At 67.7% G+C, this 3079-nt stretch carries 3 protein-coding genes and 1 pseudogene; 2 read left to right on the top strand and 2 right to left on the bottom strand.

What is annotated here, in order from left to right:
* Nucleotides 1-271 precede the first annotated feature (271 nt).
* Both NBW84_RS23620 and NBW84_RS24675 read left to right on the top strand, forming a co-directional pair.
* Nucleotides 272-619 (top strand): hypothetical protein, encoded by a 348-nt coding sequence (locus NBW84_RS23620; RefSeq protein WP_250287525.1) that lies wholly within the window; start codon nucleotides 272-274, stop codon nucleotides 617-619.
* 594 nt (nucleotides 620-1213) lie between these two features.
* Nucleotides 1214-1615 (top strand): annotated as a pseudogene (locus tag NBW84_RS24675) (transposase); the annotation flags it as partial.
* A 240-nt stretch (nucleotides 1616-1855) separates the two neighbouring features.
* Here the strand turns inward: NBW84_RS24675 and NBW84_RS23610 are convergent.
* A complete protein-coding gene (locus NBW84_RS23610; protein WP_250287523.1) occupies nucleotides 1856-2170 on the bottom strand; it encodes a DNA glycosylase AlkZ-like family protein in 315 nt (104 codons plus the stop codon).
* On the bottom strand, nucleotides 2130-2933 hold the full coding sequence (locus tag NBW84_RS23605) for an AlbA family DNA-binding domain-containing protein (protein ID WP_250287521.1): 804 nt from the start codon (nucleotides 2931-2933) through the stop codon (nucleotides 2130-2132). The genes NBW84_RS23610 and NBW84_RS23605 overlap by 41 nt, the downstream gene beginning before the upstream one ends.
* Nucleotides 2934-3079 lie beyond the last annotated feature (146 nt).

Raw genomic sequence — 3079 nt, 5'->3', positions numbered from 1 at the left:
TCCGTCGTCCTTCACGCCGACCACCGCATACTGCGGTTCGTCGGTTCGTTACTCATGTAGCTAACCATGGAGGCTGGCGGCCGATCCGTCAAGCTCCGCCCGAAAAGTCGTTCTCGACGCCGGGCCCGCCCTGCCTACCTGCTCGGCGTGTTCCCGACGCCGCGCCTGCCAGACGCACTGACCAGCCCCACCAGCCCTTGATTCCGTTGGTGGAGCTGTCACACAGGCCGCGGCCGCGCCGAACGCGCGCGGGAAAGTGTCGACGCCAGCGGTGACCACCGCGCCGACCTGCTCCTGTGGGGCCGGCGGCGTTCTCCTCGCCGGCGCCGTGTCGCTGCTCGGCGAGGGCGGGGTGGCGATCGCCGTCGGCGCGATCTCCGGTGAGCCGACGGTCCTCGCGCCGGACGCCCTCGCGAACCCGGCGCGCAGACGGGTGCAGGGCTACTGGGGCCGCTGGCCGCTCGGCCACGACCTACGCGAGCTGGTCGGGCTCGTCGCGGCCGGCCGGCTCACCCCGGCCGACCACCCACACGCCAGCTGGCACGCGGTCGGCGAGCTGGCCGCAGGCTACCTCGACGGGCGCATCCGACGCCGCCGTGCTGTCCTCGAGGTCGACTGAGACGCCGACCGGGACGTCGGACAGGACGTCAGGCGGCCGCTGGCGGCCCGGCCTGGGTAGACCGACGGACGGCTCGGCCGGATAGCGGGCCGCCGACACGGCCACTACAATGTCGGCCGCCGCCGCGTGGGGCGGGTAAGCAGAGTTGAGGCCCGGCGACGTGTTTTCCATGGCCTGTTGAAGGATTCGCCGGACAATACCTTGGGGATTTCAGGCGATCCGAGTGACTGGCCATCAAAGCGACGGCCGATCGACAGGGTGAACGCCCGACCGCTGGCCGAGCCGCACGCCGGTCCGTAGATCATGTGATGTCCGAACTGGCCCGCCAGGCGCGCGTGCCCTCCCCAGCGGTCACCGAGCGCGTGCAGCGTATACGGCATAACGACATAGTCATCAGCCGGTGGTCACGATAGCACCCGAACGTAAAGAAAATATTTGAAAATACCCCATCGGTAGCGGACCATGACGCCTGAGGTGTGTGATACGGGCTACGGTCACGGGAACATGCCCTGGCGGGACCGGCTGACGGGTGACGGCGAGCGGATACCGCATGCTCACCGTCACCGGTAGCCGTCTGATCCGTCTGACTCCCAATGGGCGCTGGTCGCACCGCCGGCTGCGGTGGTGGGTCGGTGGGAGAAGCACGACCGCCTTGACCTGGTCGATGCGATCCTCTACGTGGTGCGCACCGGCTGTGCCTGGCGGGCACTGCCGTCGGACTATCCGCCCTGGCAGACGGTCTGCTACTACTTCGCCCGCTGGCACGACGCCGACGTGACCGAACGTGTCCACGACGCACTACGGGGTCAGGCCCGCCGGCAGGACGAACGCGACGTCGAACCGACGGCGGAGATCATCAACGCTCAGTCCACCGGACACCCCGGACAACTACGGACCGTTGTCGCCTGCCCGGAACCCGCGGAGCTCACCGGCCGTCAGGTCCGTGCGCGGTTCGACCCGGATCTGGGTGACGCGCTGGGCGCGCACCGGCGCTGAGTAGAGGAGGAAGCCGTCCTCGATGACCTGATCGATGATCTGTCCGATGACGGCCCTGACGTACCGTACCGTGGCTTCTGTCGTTGCAGTCAGGCCTGAGCACGTTTCCTGAGCACGGAATGTGATGCCTATGGCAGGGCATGAGGCGGCGGCGCTGGCGTAGAACGCGTTTCCGATCGACGGCGCTCACGCGCGTGTAGCTATACGCGCGCGTGAAGGATTCCCTGGGTGCGTATAGAACTATGCGCGGTGCGTGTAGGCCGTCCAGCGACGGCTACCGCTGGCTACCAAGGGTCCGTCGTCCCGGGCGAGCCGGCGCAGCAGTCGCGACGCCTGGTCGGGGGACAGCGAGCACAGGTCGGCTGCCTCGCCTCGGGTGATCTGGCCGTGGGCCGCGACGTAGCTGAGCACCATCTGCTCCTGCTGAGCCTGGTCGAAGCCATGCACCCGGACGTAGGCGGCGGGTTCGCGAAGTTCGCGGTAGACAGCGGCGGTGAGATGCCAGGTACGCCCCTTACCTCCGCCGCGTGCTTCCACGAGGCCACGGTCGACCATCCGCGCGAGCTGCCGCCGGACCTCCGAGTCGCCGACCTGTAGAAGGGCAGCGGCAGATCGCGTCCTCTCGACCGAACAGGAGCAGTGCGCCGGCGCAGATCACGGTCGTGCCGCCGCGTTGCTCGAGTAGACCGAGGGCGCGCGCGACATCATGGTCATCAAGATCGGCTAGCACGCGGTCCCCGTAGCCGGCCGATTCCCGGATCAGCCGGCGAAATCGCTCGAACTCCAGCGGGTCCAGGTCATTCCAGGTTGCGTCAGGCACCGGAAGCGCCGAGTAGTCGACGGCTCCTCGGTCGATCTCGTGCGCGAGCATCTCGTGTGCGTGGATCGGTATGCACGTCGGCTTTCCATCGCCACCGATCGCCCGTCGTTGGTACATCCCGCGGGTGGTTCCGACGATACGTGGGCTGTTCTCTACCTGGACGCACAGCACGGGCGTACCGTCGATCTCGATCGTGGACACAGCCGTCTGTACTGGGGGTTGCGTGGAGTTCGCGATGAGCGCCTGCAGCCGCTGCGGATCGGTACGGTTGCCATGCCGCGGTCGAGCGCCAGTGACCAAGCCGGAGTCCTCGACGCCAAGAAGCAGCAGGCCACCGTGGCCATTGGCCAGGCAGACGACCGCCTCGATCAGCTCGCGGTCGCCGAGTGACTGACGTTCCTCGCCCTTGAACTCGACGGACAGCGTCTCTCCGCCGTCGATCGCCGCGCGGACGGAGTCCGCATCGAGCAGCGAGAAGGAGATGAGATGGCTGACCATCTGGCCCCCTCCTGCCGTCACCGGTTTGATCTCGCAGGCGTCAGGCTACTGAAGATACGCTTGCTCAGCGTCCGATTGCCTGCTTGTAGGCAGGTCGGCCCACAGCCGCGATGCCGGATGAGGGCCGGGGCTGCAGCATCGTTCAC

The sequence above is a fragment of the Protofrankia sp. CiP1_Cm_nod2 genome (genome assembly GCF_920664355.1).
Lineage (GTDB): Bacteria > Actinomycetota > Actinomycetes > Frankiales > Frankiaceae > Protofrankia.
This window is presented reverse-complemented; position numbering and strand designations above follow the sequence as displayed.